Here is a 23,983-nt window from a genome sequence, read left to right as displayed (position 1 = left end):
GGGCGGCGGCCCCCACCCCCGGGTGAGGTGTGGGGCCGCTACACGCCGCGCGGCGCCGCTGTACTGGCCCTGACCACCAGTTCTGTCGACAGCTCGATGCGCGGCGACGCGGGTTCGACCGACCGCGCGAGATCGAGAACGGCGCGGGCTGCCAACTTGCCCATGTCGGACAGGGGTTGGCGGACGGTGGTGAGCGGCGGCGCGGACCAGCGGACCTCCGGCAGGTCGTCGAAGCCGACGACGCTCATGTCCTCGGGTACCCGAAGGCCACGCCTGCGCAGTGCCTCGATCGCGCCGAGCGCCATCTGGTCGCTGGAGGCGAAGACGGCGGTGGGCGGCTCGGCGAGGTCCAACAGCTGGTTGCAGCCGGTGAATCCGGACTCGTGATAGAAGTCGCCCGGCACGATCAGGGCGTCCTCGACCGGAACGCCCGCCACGTCGAGCGCGGCCCGGTAGCCGTCGAGCCGGGCCCGTGAGCAGAGCAGCCGTGGCGGGCCCGCTATGAACCCGATCCGCCGGTGCCCGAGGGTGAGCAGATGCTCGGTCGCGGCCATCCCGCCCGCCCAGTTCGTGGCGCCGACGGTCGGCGCCACGGTCGCGGGGGAACCGGCCGGGTCGATCACCACCAACGGCACGCCCAGGCGCCGCAGTTCTTCGTGCAGGCCGGGTGCGAGGGCCGACGTCACCAGGATCACGCCGTCGGAGGCGCGGGCCCGCAGATTGGTCATCCACTGCCGCGCATCGCCCGCCCGGTCGTGGATCGCGGAGACCACGGTGCCCACGCCCGCCTCGTGCGCGACCTCCTCGACGCCCCGGATGATCTCCACGGCCCAGGGGCTGTCCAGGTCGTTGAAGACCAGGTCGAGCAGGGCGGCCCGGTCCCTCGGCGCCCCCGGTCGGCGCCGGTAGCCGTGCCGGTGCAGCAGGTCCTCGACCCGGGCCCGGGTGGCGGGCGAGACGTCGGAGCGCCCGTTGACGACCCGCGAGACGGTGGGCACGGACACCCCGGCCTCCCGCGCGATCTCGGTGATCGTCACCTTGGCCGGCCCCTCCGGGCTCTGCGTGGCTGTCCTGCGCTGGGCGCCTGCCCCGGCCATGATCCCCACCTCCGTCGACATCTCCATCCGAAAGAACTACGGATGTCTTCCGGAAAACTGTAGGACATGCCCTCGGCCGCCCCCCGGTCAAGCCCTGCTCCGTCCGGTCCACCGAACGTTCCGTCCACCGAACGTACAGCCTGCGCGACGGCGGTCAGGCCCGGGCGGGATCGTCAGCCCGTTCGTCAGCCCTGACCATGGAGTGGAGCCAGGATCATCCTGGCTCCACTGGAGTGGAGCCAGGATCATCCTGGCTCCACTCCATGGTGCGGGCGTGTCACTGGAACTGTGCGAAGAACCTCCAGATCTCTGCCTTGGTCCAGGTGGTGACGCCGTTTTCGTCGGGGGAGCCGTCGACCGGACCGGGTATGTGGCCTCCGTCGAACGCGGCCCATTGGACCGGGTACCCGGCACGGCAGCCCGAGTAGGTGGTGGTGATGTGCGTCCGGCTGCCCGGGGCGGGCTCGCGCGGGCGCTGGGCAGTGCAGCCGTTGTTGGCGACGAACTTGTCGCGCAGGGACCGTCCTTGCGCGATGTTGAGGACGTTGTCGCTGATGCCGTGGATTCCGAAGTAGGCGATGGGCTGGGTGCCGCCGCTGCACCCGCTGATCTGGCCGCCGGAGATGACCGCGACGGCTCTGAAGACGTTCGCCCGGGAGCATGCGAGTGCGTAACTCATACCGCCGCCCCAGCTGAAACCGGTGGCGAAACGCTGCGTCGTGTCGACGCAGAGGCCGCCCTCGATTCGCCGGACCATGTCGTCGACGAAGGTGACGTCCTCACCGCCCGAATTGGCCCAGCCGTTGCCGAGGCCCTGGGGGGCGACGAGGATCGCGCTGTTGTCCGACTGTTCCTGTTGGCCGTAGTAGGACCAGGCGCTCCCGCTCGTGCCGCCCGAGGCGACGTCGCCGGCGGTTCCGCCCCGCCAGTGGAATGCGAAGATCAGCCGGTAGCGGTGGCTGCTGTCGTAGTTGGCGGGAACCCTGAGGATGAAGCTGCGGCTCTTGCCGCTGCTCTGAATCGTGTGCGTACCGCTCGCCAGAGTCGGGGCGCTGCCGCATGCGCCGCCGCCACCGGACGACAGCTTGATCATCTGCCATTGCTGGTTGGCGCCGCCCCAGTCGGTGTACTGGACGACGTCGCCGCCGTCGGCGCTGGAGGCGCCCTGCACCTCCACCGCCTTGCCGCTGTTGCGGTTGATCAGCCGGACATGGCCCGCGTCGGCGTCGGCCAGGCGGAACTGCTGGTTGGCCCCGTTGTGGTCGGCCCACTGCTGGATCGCGGCACCGTCGGCGGTCGAGGCGCCGGCCACGTCGAGAACCTTGCCCGAATGCCGGGCCTTGAGCCGGTAGAAGCCGCCGCCGGAGTCCACGAACTGCCACTGCTGGTTGGCTCCGTCGTTGCGCGTCCACTGGCTGACCCGCGCGCCGTCAGCGGTGGACACGTCATAGACGTCCAGCGCCTTGCCGCTGTTGCGGTTGACCAGGGCGTACCAGGCGTTGGTGTCCACCGTCGCCGCCTCGGCGGGCGCCGGATTCACCGCGCCGAGCATGCCGATCGCGAGGGTCGCCGCCACCACGGCGGCGACCCGGGACCACCAGCGATGTCTTGGTGGAGGGGCGGGGGAAGCCGCACCGTAGGTCTTCATCGATTCACCCTCTCGCTGTGGCAGGTCAGGTGCGGGTCCAGCGTTGGTTGCCGCCGTTCCAGCAGGAGTAGAGCTGGATCAGGGTGCCGTTGGCGGTGCCGCTTGCTGCGGCGTCGAGGCAGAGGCCGGACTGGACGCCGACGATGGATCCGTCGGAGTTGAGGCGCCATTTCTGGTTGTCGCCACCCCAGCAGCTGTAGATCTGGACCTTGGCGCCGTTGCCGGTGCCGGCGGCGTCCAGGCACTTGTTGCCGTAGACCCTGAGCTCGCCCGCGGCGGTGTAGGTCCACTGCTGGTTGGTGCGGTTGTTGCAGTCCCACAGGTGGAGCTGGGTGCCGTCGGTGGTGCTGGCGCCGGGCACGTCCAGGCAGCGGCCTGAAGCGACGCCCTTGATCTGTACGGAATCCGAAGGGGGCGTTGGGGAGGCGGCGTTGAGTGCGTTGAGGACGGCGGTGTAGGCGGGCTTCTTGCTGCCGTCGCCGTTGAACAGCAGCGGCGAGTGCTCCGGTCGCCAGGAGTCGGTGTCGCGCACACCCCAGACGGTGATGCCGAGGCAGCGCGGGACGGCCAGGCAGTCGTTGGTCACGTTGGCGTAGGTCGTGGCCGAGGCGCCCTGGATGTCGAGTTCGGTGACGGCCACGTCGACGCCGAGGGCGGCGAAGTTCTGCAGGGTGGTGCGGAAGTTGCTGTTGTAGGGGCTGCCGCTGTTGAAGTGCGACTGGAAGCCGACGCAGTCGATCGGTACGCCGCGCTGCTTGAAGTCCCGGACCATGGCGTACATGGCCTGGGTTTTGGCCCAGGTCCAGTTCTCGACGTTGTAGTCGTTGTAGCAGAGCTTGGCGGCCGGGTCGGCGGCGCGCGCGGTGCGGAAGGCGACCTCGATCCAGTCGTTGCCGGTGCGCTGCAGGTTGGAGTCGCGCCGGGCTCCCGAACTACCGTCAGCGAAGGCCTCGTTCACGACGTCCCACTGGGTGATCTTGCCCTTGTAGTGGGCCATCACGCCGTTGATGTGGCCGATCATCGCCTGGCGCAGCGGGCTGCCGCTGAGGCTCTGCATCCAGCCGGGCTGCTGGGAGTGCCAGGCCAGGGTGTGACCGCGCACCTGCTTGCCGTTCTGCACCGCCCAGTTGTAGACGCGGTCACCGGCGGTGAAGTTGAACTGGCCCTGCTGGGGCTCGGTGGCGTCGATCTTCATCTCGTTCTCGGCCGTCACCGAGTTGAACTCGCGGTCCGCGATCGTCGTGTACGCCGAGTCGCCCAGTCTGCCCGAGGCGATGGCAGTGCCGAAGTAGCGGCCGCTCTGCGCCGCCGCGGCGCCGAGCGTGCTCTCGGCCGTGCTCTCGGCGGCGTGTGCGGTCGACGGCGCGACGGGTGCGGCGACCGCACCGAGGACGCCGACGACCAGCGCTATCAGCACACCACCGATCTTCCGGCGGACGGCGGGTGGGGGAAGGGCATGCGAAGCCATGACTGAGCCTCCAGGGTAGAAATCACGGAAGGACTGAAGCGCAGCGGAATGCATCGTCCGCTGCCACTCGGCGAACGGCGATCGGCGAACGGACGGGTCGGGCCGGAACCCGGGCAGTACGGGATCAGGTGCAGGCATCCCCGTTGAAGGTGAAGGCCGTGGGGGAGGGATTGGTCCCGCTGTGTGTCCCCTGGACTCCGAAGCTCGCGGTCGCACCGGGTGCGATGGTCCGGTTCCAGTCGGCGTGGCGGGCGACGACAGCGGTGCCGTCGTGGGTGACGGTCGCGTTCCAGGCGCTTGTGACGCGCTGGCCGGCCGGGTAGGTCCAGCTCAGCTGCCATCCGTTCACGGCTGTCGGGCTCGTGTTCTTGACGGTGACCGTCGCGGTGAAGCCGGTGCTCCAGACGCGGTCGGTCTTGTACGTCACCGCGCAGGCGCCGGCGGGCGGTTCGCCGGTGGAGGTCCGCTCGGCGGCGTAGGCGGCGAGCCAGGCCAGCGGGGCGTTCCAGTTGACCGCCACCTCGTTGGTGGAGTACGAGTCGATGTGGTCGATGTAGCAGGCGGCGGGCGCGCAGCCGGCCAGCTTCTCCTCCGCCACCGGGTCCTGGAGGCCGCTGTTGGGCCCTCCCGCGAGCGAGCCCGCCGGAGGATGGGGCAGCGAGGCGTCCAACTGGTGGGCCCAGAAGCGGTGATGCTGGTTGCGCGAGGCAGTCTCGCCGTAGCCGGAAATATAGGACTGGCCGAGGGCGTTGCGGCCGAGCAGGTAGTCCATGATCTCCAGCGCGCCGGTGCGGTAGCGCTCGTTGCCGGTCAGCTCCCCGGCGACGGCCAGGACGATCGCGTCGTTGGCCACCTCGCCGTTCGAGCCCCAGAAGTAGCCGTCCGCCGGGACGGGCACCGCGTAGCCCTGGGCGGCCATCCGGGACAGGTAGCCGTCGGCGGCTGCCGTCACCGAGGCCCGGACCCGGTCCCGGTCGGCCGCGGGGAGGCCATGAGGGACGGTGGCCAGGGTGAGCCGGCCGAGCGCGGCCGTGTCTGCCCAGCCGAACCCGTAGGCGGAGAAGGCAGTTGGGGACGTGTGCCAGGACGAGCCGGTGACCGCGTCCCGGTAGCCGCTCTCGCCGGTCGTGGCGTACAGCTCGGCCGCCGCCCAGTAGAACTCGTCGCCGACCTGGGTGTCGCCGTAGGCACCGCCGCCCGTGCTGTCCGAATCCGGCGCGTACAGGGCAGGGTTGGCCCGGGCCGCCGTCCAGGCCTGGCGGGCGGCCGACAGGCAGCGGTCGGCGTACGCGGCGTCGTAGGGCCGGAAGACGCGGGCGCATTGCGCCGCGGCCGCTGCGAGGTTGAGGGTCGCCGCCGTGGACGGGCGGTGCAGCTCGCGGGGCTGGGCGTCCTGGTCGGGGAGCAGCGGCATGCCGGTCCAGGCCGCGTCATGGATCTTGTGGAACGCCATGCCCGCGTACGGCTTGCCCTCGGGCACCTGCATCCTCATCAGGAAGTCGAGCTCCCAGCGTGCCTCGTCCAGGACGTCGGGTACGCCGTTGTCGCGCTCGGGGATCCGCAGGGTCGAGTCGCCCAGCGCCGCTTCCGTGCCCGCCCGCTTGGCCCGCTCGAAGGAGTTGACCACCAGCCAGGTGGAAATGCCGCCGTTCACCACGTACTTGCCGTGGTCGCCCGCGTCGTACCAGCCGCCCCTGACGTCCCGGGTGTAGTCGCACACGGTGGCCTGGCAAGGGACGGAGGTGTCGCCCTTGTTGGGCGCGACACCGAGGTGTGCGGCCGGGCGCGCGTAGGAGGAGCCCACCAGGGAGGCGTCGATGGGGGTGCCGCTGCGCTGGTGGTAGAAGAACGCCATCGCGTCGGAGCGCAGAGCCTCGTACAGGTTCGCGCGGATGTCGAAGGACACGCTGTCGCTGCCGTCCACCGCCAGGACGTATCCCGAGCCGGACCCTCGGTACGAGGAGAAGTCGGCCACCTGGACGGACTGCCCGGAGGGGGTGTCCGCGCCGCGCGGGACGGTCGTACCGGAGGCGACCGCCGTCCCGGACGCGTCGCGCAACTGCCAGGTGAGCGACTGCGTCGCCGTGGTGACCACGGTGGCGCGCTTGGGGCCGTCCGGCAGGTAGCCGACCTGGTTGACGCGTACGGCCGTGGTCGCCGCCGCCGGGGAGGGGGCGGCTGCCGCGGTGGGCGTGGTCAGGAGGCCACCGACGAGGAGGGAACCCGTCAGCAGCGTGGCGGCGAGGCGTCTGGGGTGGCGTAACAAGGGTGTGGGGGGCATGAGCGGCTCCTGTGTCGATGGTGGTCAGCAGGTTGGTGCCCAGTGGGCGCCGTGGGGGTGCCAGTAGATTGGGAGCGCTCCCATTCGAAATATCGAACCCGGCCCGCTCCAGCGCGGCCCAGCTCGAGTGTCGGAAACTTTCAGTGAGTTTCCGGTCGGTGGACATGCCTGTCAAGCCAAAGAGGAGGCGCTGTTTAGAGAGAGGCGCTGTTTATGGACAGATCGGTGGCAGGTCTTGACCGGGAGGCCCCACGTTCCTAGCTTGTGGCGTCGAAGAATACGAGAATCTTCCGAAAAGTTTTCGAGAGTGGACCGAAATTCCTCACCTCGGAGGTCCCCATGGCCAGCGCCCCCGGCGCGGCCGTTCCGCGGTTCATCGGGGTCAACCTCGCCCCCGCCCCCCAAAGGAGCTCTCCTGATGCGGTTTCGCCATCAGTCCCCGGCCCACCTGAGACGCTTACTCGCCGCCCTTGCGCCATTGCTGCTCGTGGCTACCTTCCTCGGTGCCCAGCCCGCCGCCGCGGCGACCGTCGACACCAACGCCTGGTATGTGCTGGTCAACCGCAACAGCGGCAAGGCCCTGGACGTCTACAACCTGGCGACCAACGACGGCGCCCGCATCACCCAGTGGACCAGGAACGATCAGAACCAGCAGCAGTGGCAGTTCGTCGACTCCGGCGGCGGTAACTACCGCATCAAGTCCCGCCACTCCGGCAAAGTGCTGGACGTCTACAACCGGTCCACCGCCAACGGCGGCTCGATCGTCCAGTGGGCCGACCTGAACGGCACCAACCAGCAGTGGCGGCTGGCCGACAGCTCGGACGGCTACGTGAGGTTCATCGCGCGCCACAGCAACAAGGCCCTCGAAGTACAAGGCGGCTCCACCGCCGACAACGCGAACATCGTCCAGTACGACGACTGGGGCGGCACCAACCAGCAGTGGCAGCTCGTCAAGGCCGGCGGCGCCAACCCCGGCCCGTGCGATCTTCCGTCGACCTACCGCTGGTCATCAACGGGCGTGCTGGCGCAGCCCAAGCCGGGGTGGGTCTCGCTCAAGGACTTCACCGTCGTCCCCCACAACGGCAGGCAACTCGTCTATGCGACGACGCACGACACGGGGACGAGATGGGGTTCGATGAACTTCGGCCTGTTCACCAACTGGTCGGAGATGGCCTCGGCCAGCCAGAACACCATGCCAACCTCCACCGTCGCGCCCACGCTGTTCTACTTCGCGCCGAAGAACATCTGGGTGCTCGCCTACCAGTGGGGTGGGACTGCCTTCTCCTACCGGACGTCGAACGACCCCACCAACCCGAATGGCTGGTCATCCGAGCAGACGCTCTTCTCCGGAAGCATCCCCGGCTCCGGAACCGGACCCATCGACCAGACGCTTATCGGTGACGGGACGAACATGTACCTGTTCTTCGCCGGTGACAACGGCAAGATCTACCGGGCCAGCATGCCGATCGGGAACTTCCCGGGCAGCTTCGGCTCGTCGTACACGACGATCATGAGCGATACGACGAACAACCTGTTCGAAGCCCCGCAGGTGTACAAGCTCCAGGGCCAGAACCGCTACCTCATGATCGTCGAGGCGATCGGCTCGCAGGGCCGCTACTTCCGCTCGTTCACAGCCACCAGTCTGAACGGCTCATGGACACCCCAGGCCGCGACCGAGAGCAATCCCTTCGCCGGCAAGACCAACAGTGGCGCCACCTGGACCAACGACATCAGCCATGGCGAACTGATCCGCACCAGCGCCGATCAGACCATGACCGTCGATCCCTGCAATCTGCAGTTGCTGTACCAGGGACGCAGCCCCGACTCCGGCGGCGACTACGGCCTCCTGCCCTACCGTCCGGGTCTGCTGACACTGCAGCGCTGACGGCGTGACACGGGTCCGGCTCCGGTATGGAGTCGGCGTGGCGGGCTCGGCGTAAGGCTGAGCCCGCCCGGGTCACGCGACAACGTCCTCGGCGGATTCCTCGCCGGGACCGGCCTCGCACTCGACAGACCGAACCGACCCTAATGCGCCGAAGTCAGTAACCGCCAAGCTCAGGAGTAGGGCCCTTGTCCCGGCGGCAGGGTTGGACCGCGCGAAGACTTCAATCAGCCAGCGATGCTGGTGGGCGCCGTCGCGGTGTCGCGGTGCATGATGTGGCCGGTGGCGGTGAACGCCTCATTGCCGACCAGCGAGCCGGTCCGGGTCTCGGTGACGATGAATCCCTCGCCAGCGTAGAGCGCCTGGGCGGCTGGGTTGCCGTCGAGCACGGTGACTTCAACCCTCGGTCCGGCAGCGGCAACAGCGTGGCGCAGCAGTGCCCTGCCGATCCCCTGCCGGTAGCGCTGCGGGTCGACGTACAGCCAGGTGACCTCGTCGTCGTCGAGCGCGACGAAAGCGGCCACTCTCCCGTCGGCCTCCGCCACCCACAACTGGCCGTCGAACAGCCCTTCCGGCTCAGCGGTCTGCGCGAGCGTCAGGAACGCCTCGACACCGGCAGAGTTGCGCAACTCGTCAAGGCGCGCGGCATCGTGAATTCGCGCGATCGCGTCCCAGTCATCGTTGGCGTATGGCCGAATCTCGATCTTCAAGGGCGGCATGCGCACAATTCTCACGATCCACCCCCAGCCGGCGCAACGCGTTTACGCCGCCACCGCGGCACGCGGCGGGAGCGGGATGACCGCCGCAGATCACAAACGCTGAACTGCCGCGTAGTGCGTGGCGCGTCGCCGAGCCGCCCCTGCGCCCAGCCGCGGCCGACTGCCAGGCGCGCTGGATACCGCGTGCATCTGGCGTACCAGCCCGGACGGACCGCGTCACCGGTCCCGACGCACATCCAGACCCCAAGACGCCGAGGTCGGTAACTGACCGCAGCGCAGGTGCGCGAGAACCAGCAGGGTCTGACGGCCCGCGCTGCTTGATCCTTGCCAACGCCGTGCCGTTCACGCGTCAGAATGCGGCAGCGCTGCGCTTGCTTCGTCTCGCGCGCGTGCTGCGCACCGCCCGCCTGCTGCGTCAGCTGAGGATCGTTCCGGTGGCTGTCGGCCGCAGCATTCCGGGCACCATCAGCTTCTTGTTGTTCGGGGGTGCTTTTGCGCTATCTTGACGTTTGATGGGCTCTCCGACGTTGTTGCCGAGGGGATGGCGTACTTGCCCTGGGCCTTTCTCTATTTCGGGTCCTCCGTACTCCTCGGCTCATTTGCGATGGTCAATCTCCTGATCGGCGTGGTCATCAACTCGCCGAAGGGCGGCGCGGAACAAACACATACGTTGTTCCGTGCCGCCCCTCGGCGTCGGCCCTGCCTCAGCCGGTGTAGCCGCAGGCGCTGCTGAATCCGCAGACGTTGCCGCTGCTCCAGCCGCAGGTCACCCAGCAGCCTTCCAGGGAGACGGGGTCGTCTCCGGAGAGGGTCTGGAGGGTGCTGATGTCGAGCTCCATGGGTATGTCCTTTTCATGGGTATGTTTCGTCGGGGTGTGTTGGTGGAGGGGGGAGGGGGGTCAGGCCTTGGACCAGCCGCAGGCATTGCTGAATCCGCAGACGTTGCCGCTGCTCCAGCCGCAGGTCCACCAGCAGTTGTCCAGGGAGACGGGGTCGTTGCCGGCGAGGGTCTGCAGGGCGTTGATGTCGAGTTCCATGAGGGTTTCCTTTTCTGAGGGGAGAGAGTTGCGGACCGGCAGCCGCGTCACCTGCCGTGAGGGTCCGGAGGGATGGAGGGTGCTGATGTCGGGTTCGGTCATAGACCTCTTCTTGTTGCGGTGAAGGGCGTCGTGCCGACCATGAACTGGCCTATGGTGGCGGCGACTTCGGTACCTGCTGCTTCGTCGAGCAGACTGTGTCGGCCCTCGGGGACTTCCACGTAGGAGAAGCCCTCGCCCTCGCGTCGGCCCGCGCGCAACAAGTGCCGGCGCAGGGCCCTGGCGTGAGCCACAGGGACGATCTGGTCCTGGGTTCCGTGCAGGACGAGCAGAGGAGACTGGATGCGCCCGGCGAAGCGGAGGGCGTCGCGTGGCCCCAGCGCGTCATCGGTCTCAGTGAGGCCACCGAGGCGCTTCAGCATCGCTCGCACCGGCGGGGACGCCTGGGAGTCCAGGCGGGGTCCGGACAGGAACGGTGCCGCCACGGCGCAGCGCGACCACAGATGGGGATCGGCTCCCGCGGCCAGCAGAGCCAGAAACGCGCCATAGCTGATGCCGTACAGAGCCGGGGGCGCGGCCCCGATGCGCTGCCGGTGTTCGCCCAGCGCGCGTCCGAGGTGCCGTACGTCTTCGAGGTCCGGTACGCCCCAGGCGTGATGCAGCGCCTCCTGGTGCTCGCGGCCGTAGCCGGTGCTGCCCCGCTGATTGGGCGCCACGACCGCGATGCCGATGTCGGCGAGGTGCTGGAAGAACGGTGAGAAGTCGAACCTCCAGGCAGAGGCGGGACCACCGTGCAGAGCGACCATCAGGCGCGGGCTGTCGCGCCAGCCCGGACCGCCGTACACGACGGCTTCGATCGGCCCGGCCGGTCCGTCGAGGGTCTCCAGGTGCGCGTGAGCCCAGGGGCGCCGGTCGGAGCAGGGCCGCGGCATCGGCTCGGGGAGCGTGAGCGAACCAGAGTCGGTGAGGGTGGCGACCCCCGTCGGCCGGTCGGGTGCGGCGAACAGGAAGCGCAGACCCGACACGGTCCAGGAGCCCGCGCCCTTGATCACCCCGTCAGACAGGGGGAACCGGGTCACGGTGTCGGCACTCGCGTCGAACACCAGCAGAGCGGAGCGGGCTCCCTGCTCGGCGACGAGGGCGAAGCGCTGCCCCGACGGATCCACGGCCAGGGGCACGACGTTTCCGATGACGGGGGCGTCCAGGACGGAGGGGAAGCGCGGGGGACGGGCCCCGGACAGTTCGGCCACCCCCAGCCGGACGCGGCCGTCCTTCGCCGCGGCGATCAGCGCCAGCTGCGAAGCGGGGCCGATCAGGAGCGGCTGCGCGCCTGTGGGCAGGAGCGGGTCGACGGTGCCGCGGGTGAGGTCCGCCGCCACTGTCGTCGCACGGCCCTTCACCGCGTGGCTGAAGGCCAGCCGGTGACCGTGCTCGTCCAGCCACAGGCCCCCGCCGAGCACGCCGTCGTGCTCCAGATCGGTCTCCAGGCGCACGTCACGGGTCAGTCGCCGAACAGTGGTGCCACGGACGCCGTCGGTCGTGATGACCAGGGCCAGGGTGGCCGGGTCGGGGCTGGCCAGCAGTCGCGCTCCTGGGTGGTGCAGGCGGGCGACGGGCCGCGTGTGCGCTCCGGCACCGGACGGCTCGATCAGCGCCAGTTCGAACGGGGCGGAGCCACCGCGAAGTGCGACCACGCGTCCGTCGTGGGCGGCGACCAGTTGGGTCGCCAGGCTTTCACGGGCCGAAACGGGCAGCAGACGGGTGCGTGTGCCGTCGGCGGCGAAGGTCCAGGTTTCGATACGCAGGGCGCCATCGGCCGCGGCTGCCAGACAGACAGCGTGCTGTCCGGATCCGTCGAATCGGAAGTTGAACCTGTTCAGGATCGTGTCGGCAGCGCCGGCAGTGGTGATGGTGTCGTGGTTCATCGGGATATCCCGTTCTCGGGCACGGTCGTGGAGGCGGCGGGCATCCACAGGCGGTCACCGCCGTGGCGCAGCCGCAGGAGGAAGGCGGCCACCCCGGCAAGGCCGGTGCTGTAGTCGGCCGTCACGTCGCGCATCGACTCGTCGGCGACCACCATCCGGCCGTCGCGCAGGGCGTGCCGGGCAGTGATCCGGGAGGCCAGATCGGCGGCGTCGATCCTGTGGTCGGGCGCCTGGAGATGGTCGGCGAGGTCGAGCAGGAGCTCGCCGCTGCCGGCCAGTCCGTGGCAGTGCACCGATGGCTGGTGCCAGGGCCCGGCCTGCACGGCGCGGCCTGCCTGTTCGGCCAGGTCGAGGTGGCGCTGCTCGCCCTCGGCCCGCCACATGCGGGCCAGAAAGGCACCGATACCGGCGACGCCGGAGCACCAGGACAGCGGCAACGGGGAGGGCTCGGGGCTGCCGAGCACGGTGGGCCAGCGCAGCCGGTCGCCGTCCTGGACGGCGGAGTCCGCGAGGGTGGTGGCGGCGGCCCGTGCCGCGCTCAGGTACGTGTCGCTGCCCGTGGCTAGGCCGGCGGCCAGCAGGAAGCTGCCGACGCCTGCGACGCCGTGGCCGAACCCGTAGTAGGCGGACCCGGACAGCTGGGAGGCGAAGTCGTCGGGGACGGGCCAGAAGACGCCCTCCGGCGTGTACTCGGCGGCGGAGAGCAGGGCATCCGCGCAGGCACGCACGCGGGCGCCGATCGCCGCGTCACCGGTGGACTGCCACAGGTGCAGCTGCGCCATGCCGGCACCGGCCATGCCGTGGCACACATCCGGGTTGGGCCAGCTGGTGGGGATGCGGGCCGCCAGGTCCAAGGCCGTACCGGTCAGGGTGGGATCGTCCAGCAGTTGACCCGCGTCGTACAGGGCCCATGCGGTGCCCGAGCGGCCGAAGTGCAGGCCGGGCAGCGCACGCTGCTCGGTCGACAGCCGCCGGTTGATCCACTGGGCTATCTGGGCCACGGTCTCCGTCAGGGCCGCGTCGTTCAGCTGACGAGCGGCCTGGGTGAACACCTGGAGCACACCGGCGGCGCCGTGCTGAACGCTGTACGGGTCGGTCGTCGAGCCGAAGCTTCCGGAAGGCCAGAGGCGTTCAGGGTGGTCGAGGTCCATCGTGGCGCGTATGTGGGAGAGCGAGTCGGCCAGCAGCCGGTTCGCTCCTCCCTGCCCGTCTGCGGTGAGCGGGGTCTGCCCGGAGGCGGACACCGGAACCGGGGCCGGGGCGGTGGCACCCTCCAGATGGCTGCGGACTCGGCTCAGACCCCAGCGCCTGGACGGATCCTCGGCCATCAGCGCCAGAATCACCGGGGCGAAGGCACGAACCGTCGGGCTGTGCGGAGTCATGTGGGACAGCAGCATCGCGATGCGCTGCCGCGCGGGGCGGGGCAGGGGCTGGTCCTCGGGCAGCACCGGATCGCTGCCCGAGGCCAGGTAGAACAGGGTCGTGCCGAGTGCGTACAGGTCCGAGGCCAGGTCGGGAGCGGGCCCCAGGGCCGGGGCACTCTCCTGTTCAGGGGCGGCGTAGGCCAGGGTCATGACCCGGCCCACGGTGGCGCCGGGCTCGGTGGCGTACTCAAGGTCGATCAGACGCAGGTCGTCACTGGGCGTGACCATGATGTTGTTGGGTGTCAGGTCACGCAGCAGCAGTCCCCGCTCGTGCACGGCGGTCACGATGTCGACGAGCTGAAGTGCCATCCGCTTGGCCAGGGAGAGCGGAACGTGCCGACCGTTGGTCTCGGTGTGCTTCTTCATCCACTGGCGCAGCGACAGGCCGGTGATCTGCTCCTCGGCGAGGAACAGGCTGCCCTGCTGCTCGAAGAGCGCGATCTTGTGCGGGGTGATCCCCAGCGGTTCGAGCAGGTCAAGGACCTGGGCCTCGTTGCGCAGCGCGTCGCGGGCGTCGGCGCCGCTCAGCAGGGAGCCGACGTGGGGTCGGGCCTGCTTGACGACGACCTCGGCGCCGGTGCGCTGGTCGACCGCGCGGAACACGCCGCCCTTGTTCGAATGCTGGATCGCCTCCCGTACGACGAAGCGGTCGTCGAGGAGGACGGCGGTCGGGGTGCCGCGGGGAGTCGTGCGCTCTGGCTGCTCGACACTGGCCGACAGCGGTGAGCGGGCCCACGGCGGCGGGCTGAACCACGCGTTGCGCTCGTCCTTGACGAGCTCCCCCTGCGGTCCGACGAGCATCGACTCGTAGGAGCCGTCGTTGGACAGCACCGTCGTGCCGTGGAAGGCGCCGTAGCGGTAGTGGACCAGGCTCTCGGGCCGGTAGGGGAGGTCCGAGAGGATGGCGGGGCCGGGCAGACCCAGGGTCGCCTCGTGCAGCTGTGCGGCCAGCTGACGGAAGCTGTCGTCGTCGACCGGGTAGGCCGTGATGAACTTTCCGCCGCTGCCGCGCGGGCAGTACGTCGAGACGAGGTCGTTCACGCGGTCCATCGACTCGGCGAACTTGAAGGCGCATCCGGCGCGCAGCAGCACGACTGCCGCCCGCTCCAGTACGAAGGGCGCCGACAGAGGCGTCGCGGATACGTGGAGCTTCCACCCTTGCGCGGGCCATTCGTGGTCCGTCGGCTGAACGCGGCACCAGAAGGAGTCGGTCGTGAACGTCCAGTCGTCGCGTCCTTCTCGCTGCGCGACGAGCCGGGCGAGCCCCTGGAGGGGGAAGGAGCTGTTCTCCACGGTTCTTCCTTCGGGTCTGGTGGGTGAGCCGGTGGCGACCGCTTGTAGGCAGCGGCGTCCCTGTGCTCACTACTTTCGCCCGCGGCCCATACGTGGTGGACCGGGCCAGCGGCCGTAATCGACCCCGCCGACCGGCGGGGGAGGTGGCCGCCACCTGGAGAAACCGCCCGAGGCGATCAAGGGGGCGCGCCTGCATTGCGCTGCATGCGCGGACTCGTGGCGGAGCCGCAGGAGCGCAGTCGGACAACCTGTCAACCCGAGCTCTCTGTAGGCGAGTTGGGCCGCTGTCCTTCGTCGATCGATCTGTCCTGCAGCAATCTGCGCGGCGATACCTGCGCCCGGCGCGCAGCTGGGAGAGGGCATGGATAGACCTACCGAACGCAACGAGGCCGGGGTCGTCCCCGAAAGGACGAGCCCCGGCCGTCAGGCAGGTGCCTAGCTCAAGCGGTCGCCTTGGTCAGACACGTCTTGAGTGCTTCGCGTGCGCTGTTGTGGTCCGCCAGTGGCTTGGCCGCGATCGAAGAAGCCTTGTTCAGCTCATCTTTGATCTGGTTAATCCTGGGCTCCCGTACTCTTTGTCCTCGGCGTAGCTTTGTGCGGTACTGGCCGCCCCCTGTGCTTGTGCCAGCGGCGTGTGCGGTGCCGGTGATGACGAGGCCCACGAAGAATGCTGCCGCGATGGTGGACGAGATGACTGTTCTCGGTGAGTTCACGGTCATGGATGTTGCTGTCTGTGGCGTACGGCGGCGCAAAGGGCACGCGGGGCGGGAGCCCAGATGGCTCCGGATACCGGTCTTCTGGAGCCTGCTCTTCCGGACGTCTCACCCGGCCAGCCGACGGTCGACCACAGTGCGCAGTTTCCCGCTTGCCGCACTGCGTTCGAAGCCCGAGGAGCTGACTGTCTCGACCACCAGGTCGAGTAGCCTCTCGCGGGTCACCGCCTCGCGCAGTTCGGGGCTGTGGGCGAGCAGGGCCTGGGTCACTGCCCCGGGGTCGCGCACTGCTTGATCGTCGACTCTGACGGTGATGCGTTCCCGGTCCGCTGCCGATTCCACAACCATCTGCAACTCGCCGCAGTACCCGAGGTGTTCGGCGACGATCCGGGCGAGAACCCGGTAGTTGATGAAGTACGTACCGGCGCGGACCACGTCTCCGGTGCGGCCGAGCAGTTCGAAGCGCGGAGTGGTGCGGCCGCAGTCGCACTCGCCCGCGACCCAGCGTCCCAAGTCCCCTTGTTCATAGCGGGAGATGGGTGGCGCGCTGCGGGTGTGGGGGGTGAAGACCAGTCGGCCCGTGGCGCCGTCCTCGACCGGGAGGTCGGAGTCGACTTCGAGGATCTCCAGGGTGAACAGGTCGTCGAAGAGGTGGTGGACGCTGCCTTCGGCACTCGCGCACTGGTGGCCCATGCTCCCCAGGTCCGTGCCGCCGTACACGAAGGAGCGGACCAGCTCGACGCCGAAGCGCTCTTGGAGGTACCCGCGCTGCTCGGTGCTGAAATGCTCGCCGCCGTAGAAGATCTTCTTGACACCTCGGTACTCGCCCAGCACGTCTCCGGCGTTCTGGAACAGCTGCCAGATGTACGAGGGCATGGCCATCAGGGTGTTCGCGCGGTGCCTGACGATCAGCTGGGCGTCCCGCGTGTAGTCCGTGCCGGCGCAGACGGGGAGCTGGGCCGCGCCGATCTGCTCCAGCAGACCGTGCCCGTACAGGAAGCTGGCGTACATGTCACCGGCGTAGAATTGATTCGCCACGCGGTCACTCCGCACGTCGAGCCCGGCGGCCACCAGGCCCTCGCCGGCGCGGCGCAGTTGGCTGCGGAAATCCGCGTAGGTGTAGACGGAGACTGCGGGGGTCCCGCTGCTGCCGCCGCTGGAGAGATGGAGCTGGGCCTTCCCGGGCGGGATGTCGGCGTTGAGGCGCTGGACATCGGCCTTGGTCAGTACGGGGCGCGTGGCGTCGGGCCGTTGCCAGAGCGGGGGCATGGGCTCGCCGTGGGCGGGGCGGCGAAGGTCGTCCAGGCGGGTGTCGTGGGCGAAGCGGTCGTCGAGCCGGACGCTGACCCGGCGGCTGTAGCGCTGCAGCGGGTAGAGGCCGTCGTGGGGTTCGCCCGGGTAGCTGTCCAGCATCGAGCCGACGGGGGTGACGCGCAGCGCTCCGGCCGTGCACAGCCGTGACACGAGCTCGGGAACGTCGCCCCGGGCGGCGGCGAGTCCCGCAGTCTGCAGGAAGCGGCGCATGGGGCGCAGTGTCGTGACGATCCGCTCGCGGGGGAGGGGTTTCACCCACACGGTGCGGTACAAGGGGGAGGCGCGCAGCGCGCCGCGGTGGTCGACGAGGATGCGCCAGGCCCCGGCCGGGCTCTCGTGGACCTGTGTGAGGCCCAGGTGTTCCTCCGACCGTGCCACCAGCACGGTCGTGGTGATCTCGGCCTGTTCCTGGAGCGCGGGACGCGGAGGCGGCAGGGCGCTTCCCTGCCGGTCCAAAGCGTCTGCGAGGCGGTCGGTGAAGGCGGACAGCTCCGTACGGTCGTCGGTGTCCAGATAGACGACCTGGGGGCTGGAGCATGCCTGCTGGTCCAGGCGGCAGATGCTGTCGGCAATGCCGTGCAGGGTCTGCTCGTCGTCCCACAGGGCGGGGGTCACGTAGGCGAAGGAGATCTTGTGCCCGAATGCGATCAGGCGGCAGCCCGTCGGTACATGGGCGGCCACTCCGGCGATCGCCTCCTCGCCGCCCCAGGCGGCCACCGCGTCGGCCGCCGCGCAGACGCGCTTCAGCCAGTCGGTGCGGGACGAGGGGAATCTCAGGACGATCAGCCGGGCGGCTATGCGGCCGTCCGGGTCGAGCGTGGCCAGCGCCTCCAGCAGGAGGTGCGTGAACAACGAGTCACCGCCGCTGACCTTGATGATGTTCATGTTGCCGGCGAGCAGGCCCTCCACGGCGCTGAAGATGCCCACGATCGGGTCGTTGCTGGCTGTGATGTGGGTCAGCAGGCCCACGGGCTGCCAGGACTCGAAGACCGGGGCGCGGAAGTCGGTCCGCGTCAAGCTCTGCGGGGCGGTACCGCCGAGCTCCACGGAGACCTTCTGTTCCAGCGCGTCGCGGCTCAGGAAGTCGGCGATCTCACCCAGGCTCTGCTCGGCCGAAGCCGGGTTGTGGCCGTGAGCCATGAGGTGTTCGGCCAGTCGCGTACGGGTGATGTGGTCCGGCGTGGTCAAGGTGCCGCTCAACCGGTCGCAGGCAGCGATGACTTGGCGGGCGGGCAGGGGGCGGGCCAGTTCGTCGGCAACCAGGGCGGGAAGCTCCGCGAGGCGTTTGTCGGCTTCCGCGTCGTCGATCCAGGCGCCCTGCCAGAGGTGGTCCTGCGCGGTGACGGTCATGAGGCTTCCTTGAGAAGTTCCGCCGCGGCGACGGCGCAGCTGCGATTGGTGCTGGTGCCGGCGCGGCCGTGGATCTCGAACCACGGTGTGCGCAGTCCGCAGCCGCACTCCGAGCCCGGGTGGATCGACACCAGGTCGCCCATCAGGACGCTGTGCACCGGCACCGATGTCATGAAGGGCGCCACGCAGTGGAGGTAGCCCTTCTCGCCGTACGGCAGGGGGTGCAGTGTCGCGACGTCGCGCGCGAAGATCCGTGACCAGACCGGTGTGTGCAGGTTGTGCCGGGCGCACTCGGCGTAGGTGACGCCGTGCTCCACCGCTCCGTAGCTGTCGCGGACGCGTTCGTGAGGGATGCCGAGTTGTTCTTCGACGCGGTCGTACAGCTCGTGCTTGCTGATCTGGCGGCCGGTGTGGCCCTTCCAGCCGCCCCCGAGGTAGACGAAGGAGTCCGGGCGCAGCTTCAGGGGCGGGATGCCCATGGCGCGCATGCGTTCCAGGGTGAACCACAGGAACGAGGGGAACCCCAACAGCCGTACCGGCAGGTCCTGTTCCGCGTAGCGCAGCAGTGTGCTCACGCAGCCGAACGCGTCGAAGATGTGCTCGTCGCCGACCGCGCGCAGTGCGTAGGCGCGCTGATTGACAGGGGCCAGGTCGCACAGGAAGTCGTCGGTGAAGGCGGTGCCGAGGTTGAGCCGGTCGGTCGGTTCGTAGCTGTAGAGCAGGTAGTTGTTGGGCTGGTCGGGGGTGATGAACCCGTAGTGGTCCAGGACGAACGCGGCCATGCGCATGACCGAGCCGATCGACCAACGGTCGAAGAACATCTGTGACTTCTGGCCGGAAGTGCCGGACGAGGTCAGGTGCATGGCCACCTGTTCGGGGGCGATGGACACCACTTCGTGGGCCTTGAAGAAGTTGGCGTGGATCAGCGGGAGCCGTGTCGCGTCGTCCGGTGTTCGCAGGGGTGCCTCGTCCCGGCTCGGACGGTCGTTCCACGCGCTCCGATAGAACGCCGATCTCTCCGCGTGCCAGAGGCAGATCTCACCGAGGGCCGAGGTGAACAGCTCGTCGACGTCGGTCCCCGTCGCGTATGGGTCGCGCAAGTCCCCCAACTGCTGTACATGAGCCAGCCGTTCGGGATCGGGTACAGGCAGGGGCTCGAAGTACTTCTGGTGGGCGGGCCGTGCGGTCGGCGCGGAGGAGCGGGCCATCGTGTGCCCTCGCTTTGCACTGGGGAGGAGACGGCTGCCCCCCGGCTCAGCTGCGGCCGTGCTGCTCCAAGTATGGAGCGAACCGGTCGTCCACGCACAGCGAGCGAACGTCGGGGCGGTCGGTCGTGCGGCTGAGCACGACATAGTCGTGCCATACCCCGCCTTCGAGGCGCATCGCCGGGTAGACGGCGCTGGGGACGAAGCCGTGCGCGAGGTGCTGCTCGATCTGCTCATGGTCGTGCAGCGGCAGCACAGCCTCGATGTACGTCGCGCCGCGTTCGGTCATCGCCTGGATGACGTCGCCGAGCATGCCTTCCGGCGCGTCCGGGGACGCAGGGCCGCCCAGGAGCAGGCCACTGCCCGCGGTGGGGTCGATGACAGCGAACGTCTCGGACCCGCCGTCCGGCGAGGCGAGCAGGGTGTTCGGCTGGTGCAGTGGCAGCACACCGGCCCCATCGGCGTGGACCTGCGCATAGCGCTGACGGACCAAGGCCGCGTCCTGGTTCACCTCGAGCCCGGTGCCCGTTCGCGAGGGGGCGCACGCAGGAGACGGCTTCGGGTGTACGTCCGTGAAGTCGAAGCCGGACCCGTGGCTGCGGGCGGCTTCCAGCAGAGCGGCCACTTCCTTGGGGACCCGGTCGAGCGCCTTGCGGTTGGCGGGAAGCCCGTCCCGGTAGCGGACCAGCAGGGCGAGCGTTTCCGTCTCGCACAGCCTGATCGCGCCGGGCAGCAGGCCCATCGGCTGAAATCCGTGCCGCATCAGCATGCGCTGCGGAGCCGGTGAGACACAGCGGGCGGTGGCGTACACCGATTCCAGCTGACCTTCCGGACCGAAGGCCGAGGCGACCAGGGCCTCCAGGAGCAGGCCCGCGATGCCCTCGCCCGCGCGGTCGGGATGGACGACGATGCCCTCGACCTTGCCGATGCGGGTCACGGGGTCGGTGCGCAGCAGCCCGGATCCGACCACGTCACCGGTTGCCACGTCGCGGGCGACCCACCACTGCACGGCGGCGTCGGTCAGCGCGGTGGCCATCGCCGCCGGATCCGTGCCCAGGCGCAGCGGGTACGCATCTCCGTACACCGTGCGGTACAGACGCAGCAGAGCGGCCACGTCGTCGAGCGCCGCGGAGTCGATCAGGACGCCGGCGTGCGCGGTGGGGGGAGCGGGGCGCGTGCGGTCCACGGTGGCGGGCATGGCGTTTCCCTTCGGTGCGAGGAGCGGGTGCACGGCCTCAGAGGGCGGCACGGAGGCGGGCGTCGCGGCGGCTGCGGAGCGCGAGGGCGGCGGCGATCGGCAGCAGTCCGGCGGACTGGACCAGGAAGAGGCTCTGCGGGGAGAGCAGGTCGCCGGCCAGCCCGAAGGCGAAGGCGGCCACGGGGAAGCCGGCTCCGAGGAGCGCCAGCATCGCGGAGAAGAACACCGGCTTCGCTGCGGTGGGTACGGAGCGCTGGAAGGCGGCTACGAAGACCACGTTCACGGCGCCCACGGCCCACCCGGCGACCGCAAGGCACACCAGAAGCGCGGTCTGGTCGGGCACGACGCCGGGGACGATGGTGACCGCTCCGAAGAGCGCCACACACCCCCCGCCGATGAGGCCGGGGTGCCCGGGCAGCCGCTTGCCGGTGAAGACACCGATGAGCATGCCAAGCCACAGCGCGCCCTCCAGCAGGCCCAGCGCCAGGGCCGGCGCGTGGAGCACGTTCTTCGTGTACAGGGGAAGGACGACGAACGTGGCGGTGATGAAGAAGTTGGCCGCCGTGAAGCAGACCAAGGCCAGCTTGATGAAGGGAAGCCCGGCAAGGAGCTGCCAGGCCCGGCCGATACCGGACCCCGATCCCTCCTGCACCTCACCGCCGTGCGGCTGGAAGTGGACGGTGCTCAGAAAGGCGGCCGCGCCCAGGTAGGCGAGCGCGCTGACCATCACTAGGCCGGTCAGCCCGATCCGCTCGACCAGAATGGCGCCGAACAGGGCACCGGCCATGCCCACCAGAGAGAAGCTCGACTGCTCGAACGCGGTGGCGTCCTCGATGTCGCCGTCCTGGACCAGTTCCGGTATCGCCTTGGTCAGACACGGGTCGAACAGCGCCTGGCAGGCGGCCAGACCGAACATCACGGGATAGACGGCCAGTGCGGGCATACCGGCCGGCGCGGCGAAGCCAGCCAGCGCCACCGTGAGGATCACCCCGCCCAGCACGGCGCTGCCCAGCACACGCCGACTGCGATGCCGGGAAATCGCACGAGCGATCAGCGGGGCGAACACCACCGGCGGAAGCGCCGCGGACATCAGGAAGAGCCCCGAGGCCAGGCCGCGGTCGCCCGCAGCCACCTGCCCCAGGAGCCACCACAGGGCACCCATCTGGTACATCCGTGTCGCGCTCTGACTCAGCAGCTGGGCGACCCAGACGCGGGCGAACCCGCCGTTGCGGATAATCAGCGGCGCTCGCTTGCGGTCGGTGTCCTCGAGGGAGGCAGCGGTGAGCTCGCAGGTCATCGGTGTACTCCTTTGCGTGTCTCTGAGCTGATCGGGAGCGAACGTGGCTCTGACCTGATCGGAAGCGAAAGGGGACGCTGTGTGGGTCCGGGCGCTGCCCTCTCCCTCTGCACACCACTCTCGCCCGCCGCCACGGCCCCGTGGATCCGCCTGCCGTCGGGAGCCGCCCCGCCGGTCGGCGGGACGGGGCGCCTCCGCTCATCGCAGGCGCCGCACCAGGCCGCGGCTTAGGGTTGCCACGTGGGACAACCAGAGCATGGAGGGACCATCCGGGTAGTCGTCGTCGATGACGAGCAACTGGTCCGGTCCGGCCTGCGGATGATCCTGGCGGCAGCGCCGGACATCGAGGTAGTAGACGACTGCGGTGATGCGCAAGCCGTGGATACGATCCTCGCGCACCGCCCCGACGTGGTGCTGCTGGACATCCGGATGCCGGATGTGGACGGGCTCACCGTGTTGAAGCGACTCAAGTCGACGCTGGGGGACAAGGCCCCGACCGTCACGATGCTCACGACCTTCGACGCGGACGAATACCTGATCAGCGCACTGCGCGAAGGCGCGTCCGGTTTCCTGCTGAAGGACACCGAGCCGGAGCAGCTCGCCCGGTCGGTCCGGATCCTGGCCGCGGGGGGACAGACCCTGGACCCTTGGGTCACCCGCACCGTCATCAGGGGGTTTGTCGAGGGCACCGATGACGCCCAGGCCGCCAAGTGCGCCCTGGAGCAGCTGACCGACCGCGAACGCGAAGTGCTCGCACTCCTGGGGCAGGGACTGTCGAACGCCGAGATAGCCCAGCGTATGCACCTGGCCCACGGCACGGTGAAGGACCACGTCAGTGCCATCCTCGCCAAGCTCGGCGGACTCAACCGCGTCCAGGCCGCCGTGCTGGCCGAGAGGGCCGGCCTGGCCACCTTCGATCCCGCGGGCTCCCAGGAACCGCCGTGAAGGACGACTGGCTGTCCGAACGACACAAACGCCTGCTGTTCCTGCTCTGTCCGGTGGTCCTCGCCGTCGTCGACACCATCGTGTCGGTCGGCCCGATGCATGCCTCGACACTCGAGGTGGCGATCGGTCTGGTTGGTGGCGTCGCGCTGCTGGCCCGTCGGCGGACGCCGGTCGCCGTCCTCTTGGCGACCGTGCCCGGCGTGTACCTGGGCACCGGTTGGTTCGCCGCCATGGCAGCCCTCTACACCGTGGCCCGCCTGCGTTCCGAGCGCCGTCCTCTGATCGCCTGTGCTCTCCTCGTCGCCGTCGCCCACTATTTGCCCGTCCCCCTGGAACGGCTGGGGGAAGTGGGGTGGGAGAACCTGGATGCCGAAGACGCCGTGCTCGTATCCCTGGCTCCGGTCGCGCTCGGGCGCGCCGTCGCCATGCACGCGGAACTCGCCACGCGTCTGCGTGAACTAAGCGAGAGCCGAGCCCGGGAGCATCAGCTGGTGGCCCGGCAGGTGCTGGCCACGGAACGGGCGAGGCTGGGCCGGGAGATGCACGATGTGGTCGCCCACCAGGTGAGTCTCGTCAGCCTTCAGGCGGGTGCGCTGCGTATGAGCAGCACCGAGCCCGCGGTCAGGGAAGCCGCGGACGCCATCCGGAAGTTGTCCGTGCGCACCCTGGAAGAATTGCGGCACATGGTGGGGCTTCTCAGGGCCGCGGGTGTGGGCGGCGGCGACCTCAGCCCTCAGCCCCGCCTGGCCGACCTGGACCGGCTCATCGGCGAATGCGGATCCGACATCGACGCCGACATCGACGCGGCAGCCTGCCGCGACTGCCCCGACGCCGTGGAGCGAGCCGCCTTCCGTATCGTCCAGGAGGCTCTGACCAACGTACGCAAGCACGCGCCTGGCGCTAAGGTCTGGGTGAGCCTTCGGTGCCAGGGGCAACAGCTGTGCGTCGAGGTCCGAAACGGCCCGGCCTGCGCAGGGACCGAGCCCTTGGATCTGCCCAGCGGAGGCCACGGCTTGATCGGCCTGTACGAGCGGGTCCACCTCTTGGGCGGCAGCTTTGAGGCCACGGCCCTTGCGGACGGCGGCTTCCTGGTCAGCGCGATCCTGCCCACCAGCGCGTCCTGACACCTGCTCGACGACATCAGAGCCCCGAGCTCCGGCTGCCCCCCCCCCTTGGCGGGGGCCGCC

Annotated in this window: 18 protein-coding genes and 1 pseudogene; 5 read left to right on the top strand and 14 right to left on the bottom strand. The window is 69.4% G+C overall.

Features of this window, described 5'->3' with window-relative positions:
• Positions 1-38: 38 nt before the first annotated feature.
• The 4 genes from U9R90_RS02990 to U9R90_RS02975 form a co-directional block, all read right to left on the bottom strand.
• Positions 39-1,097 carry a LacI family DNA-binding transcriptional regulator gene (locus U9R90_RS02990; RefSeq protein WP_411057616.1) on the bottom strand — a complete coding sequence of 353 codons (1,059 nt, stop codon included), beginning with the start codon at positions 1,095-1,097 and terminating at the stop codon, positions 39-41.
• 277 nt (positions 1,098-1,374) lie between these two features.
• Positions 1,375-2,676 carry an RICIN domain-containing protein gene (locus U9R90_RS02985; RefSeq protein WP_411057615.1) on the bottom strand — a complete coding sequence of 434 codons (1,302 nt, stop codon included), beginning with the start codon at positions 2,674-2,676 and terminating at the stop codon, positions 1,375-1,377.
• Positions 2,677-2,770: 94 nt separating this feature from the next.
• Positions 2,771-4,213 carry an endo-1,4-beta-xylanase gene (locus U9R90_RS02980; RefSeq protein ID WP_411054790.1) on the bottom strand — a complete coding sequence of 481 codons (1,443 nt, stop codon included), beginning with the start codon at positions 4,211-4,213 and terminating at the stop codon, positions 2,771-2,773.
• Positions 4,214-4,337: 124 nt separating this feature from the next.
• A complete protein-coding gene (locus U9R90_RS02975) occupies positions 4,338-6,494 on the bottom strand; it encodes a glycoside hydrolase family 9 protein (RefSeq protein WP_411054789.1) in 2,157 nt (718 codons plus the stop codon).
• Positions 6,495-6,912: 418 nt separating this feature from the next.
• Here U9R90_RS02975 and U9R90_RS02970 point away from each other — a divergent pair, with 418 nt between their 5' ends.
• On the top strand, positions 6,913-8,379 hold the full coding sequence (locus U9R90_RS02970; protein WP_411054788.1) for a non-reducing end alpha-L-arabinofuranosidase family hydrolase: 1,467 nt from the start codon (positions 6,913-6,915) through the stop codon (positions 8,377-8,379).
• 224 nt (positions 8,380-8,603) lie between these two features.
• Here the strand turns inward: U9R90_RS02970 and U9R90_RS02965 are convergent, their stop codons facing one another.
• Positions 8,604-9,095, bottom strand: coding sequence for a GNAT family N-acetyltransferase (locus U9R90_RS02965; protein ID WP_411054787.1), 492 nt, complete (start codon positions 9,093-9,095; stop codon positions 8,604-8,606).
• A gap of 335 nt (positions 9,096-9,430) precedes the next feature.
• Here U9R90_RS02965 and U9R90_RS02960 point away from each other — a divergent pair, with 335 nt between their 5' ends.
• Together U9R90_RS02960 and U9R90_RS02955 are read left to right on the top strand one after the other, a co-directional pair.
• Positions 9,431-9,601 (top strand): hypothetical protein, encoded by a 171-nt coding sequence (locus U9R90_RS02960; RefSeq protein WP_411054786.1) that lies wholly within the window; start codon positions 9,431-9,433, stop codon positions 9,599-9,601.
• A 35-nt stretch (positions 9,602-9,636) separates the two neighbouring features.
• Positions 9,637-9,828, top strand: coding sequence for a hypothetical protein (locus U9R90_RS02955; RefSeq protein WP_411054785.1), 192 nt, complete (start codon positions 9,637-9,639; stop codon positions 9,826-9,828).
• Here the strand turns inward: U9R90_RS02955 and U9R90_RS02950 are convergent.
• The 9 genes and pseudogenes from U9R90_RS02950 to U9R90_RS02910 form a co-directional block, all read right to left on the bottom strand.
• The gene (locus U9R90_RS02950; protein WP_411054784.1) at positions 9,800-9,934 is read right to left on the bottom strand and encodes a hypothetical protein; all 135 of its coding nucleotides are present in this window, start codon (positions 9,932-9,934) and stop codon (positions 9,800-9,802) included. The two genes, U9R90_RS02955 and U9R90_RS02950, sit on opposite strands and share 29 nt — an antisense overlap.
• A gap of 60 nt (positions 9,935-9,994) precedes the next feature.
• The gene (locus tag U9R90_RS02945) at positions 9,995-10,234 is read right to left on the bottom strand and encodes an ALQxL family class IV lanthipeptide (protein ID WP_411054783.1); all 240 of its coding nucleotides are present in this window, start codon (positions 10,232-10,234) and stop codon (positions 9,995-9,997) included.
• Positions 10,231-12,057, bottom strand: a complete 1,827-nt coding sequence (locus U9R90_RS02940) for an alpha/beta hydrolase family protein (protein WP_411054782.1) — start codon at positions 12,055-12,057, stop codon at positions 10,231-10,233. Before U9R90_RS02940 ends, U9R90_RS02945 begins: the two co-directional genes overlap by 4 nt.
• Positions 12,054-14,774, bottom strand: a complete 2,721-nt coding sequence (gene lanL, locus U9R90_RS02935; protein ID WP_411054781.1) for a class IV lanthionine synthetase LanL — start codon at positions 14,772-14,774, stop codon at positions 12,054-12,056. Before lanL ends, U9R90_RS02940 begins: the two co-directional genes overlap by 4 nt.
• A gap of 440 nt (positions 14,775-15,214) precedes the next feature.
• Positions 15,215-15,493, bottom strand: coding sequence for a hypothetical protein (locus U9R90_RS02930; protein WP_411054780.1), 279 nt, complete (start codon positions 15,491-15,493; stop codon positions 15,215-15,217).
• A 1,356-nt stretch (positions 15,494-16,849) separates the two neighbouring features.
• Positions 16,850-18,151, bottom strand: a pseudogene (locus tag U9R90_RS02925) (acyl-CoA reductase); the annotation flags it as partial.
• Positions 18,148-19,359: an acyl-protein synthase gene (locus U9R90_RS02920; RefSeq protein WP_411054779.1), complete on the bottom strand. Its 1,212-nt coding sequence runs from the start codon at positions 19,357-19,359 to the stop codon at positions 18,148-18,150. The pseudogene U9R90_RS02925 and the gene U9R90_RS02920, both read right to left, overlap by 4 nt.
• A 46-nt stretch (positions 19,360-19,405) precedes the next feature.
• Entirely contained in the window at positions 19,406-20,554 is a 1,149-nt protein-coding gene (locus tag U9R90_RS02915; protein ID WP_411054778.1) for a GNAT family N-acetyltransferase, read from the bottom strand.
• Positions 20,555-20,591: 37 nt separating this feature from the next.
• Positions 20,592-21,851, bottom strand: coding sequence for an MFS transporter (locus U9R90_RS02910; protein ID WP_411054777.1), 1,260 nt, complete (start codon positions 21,849-21,851; stop codon positions 20,592-20,594).
• A gap of 240 nt (positions 21,852-22,091) precedes the next feature.
• On the opposite strand from U9R90_RS02910, the gene U9R90_RS02905 reads away from it, so the two are divergent.
• Both U9R90_RS02905 and U9R90_RS02900 read left to right on the top strand, forming a co-directional pair.
• Positions 22,092-22,796 (top strand): response regulator, encoded by a 705-nt coding sequence (locus tag U9R90_RS02905; protein WP_411054776.1) that lies wholly within the window; start codon positions 22,092-22,094, stop codon positions 22,794-22,796.
• Entirely contained in the window at positions 22,793-23,920 is a 1,128-nt protein-coding gene (locus U9R90_RS02900; RefSeq protein ID WP_411054775.1) for a sensor histidine kinase, read from the top strand. The genes U9R90_RS02905 and U9R90_RS02900 overlap by 4 nt, the downstream gene beginning before the upstream one ends.
• The last annotated feature ends 63 nt before the right edge of the window (positions 23,921-23,983 follow it).

It is taken from the genome of Streptomyces sp. E11-3, from assembly GCF_046540415.1.
Taxonomy (GTDB): Bacteria; Actinomycetota; Actinomycetes; order Streptomycetales; family Streptomycetaceae; genus Streptomyces.
The sequence above is the reverse complement of the archived record's forward strand: the minus strand, read 5'-3'. Positions and strand labels throughout refer to the sequence as shown.